The sequence below is a fragment of the Bradyrhizobium sp. P2_E8 genome, from assembly GCF_056403875.1.
Window position 1 is genome coordinate 1 of record NZ_JBFUES010001832.1, and the last position, 643, is coordinate 643.

1 pseudogene is annotated in these 643 nt (G+C 73.9%); it reads right to left on the reverse strand.

The annotated features are described in order from the left end of the window. Positions 1 to 643: pseudogene (locus AC1D00_RS44165) on the reverse strand (hypothetical protein); the annotation flags it as partial.

Here is a 643-nt window from a genome sequence, read left to right on the forward strand (position 1 = left end):
GTCATCGAGGGCGTGACCTGCTCGGGCGTGGCGGGCTTGGTTTCGACCGGGGGCGGCGGGGCCTGCGGCGCGGGCTGGCTGGACGTGTTCTCCATCGCCTGCGGCGCCGGCGGCGCTCTGCCACCATCGAGCAGGTTCATCGCCATCTTGAAGGTGCCGAGCACGATCACGACCACGCTCGCGCCGACCAGCAGCGAGCGAATCTTCGAGGTGATGGTCGAAGCGCCTTCCTGGCCCTTGTCCTTGGCGCGGGCGATTGCGGCCTTGGCCCCACGGGCCGGCTTCTCAGGCGGCTGCGCGGCGGCGGCCTGGGCGGCGCGGCGCGCGGCCGCGATGAAGCTCGACGACGACACCGGCTCCTTCGGAGCAGTGGGAATTCCGCTGATCGCGCTCTCGGAGGCGGCAATGCGCTCCGACGGCGTGGCGACGCGCCCGCCCGGCCGTGTGCCCGGCTCGAGCGGATGGTCCGGCGGCAATTCCGGCGCGAGCGCACCGCGCGCGGTATGCGGCTCCAGGATTTCGCTGATCGCGCGCTGCGGCAAGGGTGGTGCGGCTTGCGGCGCCGTCGTCGCCATCGGGACCGGCGGAGGAGCGGCGGGTGCCCCGGCGGCGTGGAATTCGCGCGGCGCGGCCACGAAGGCGG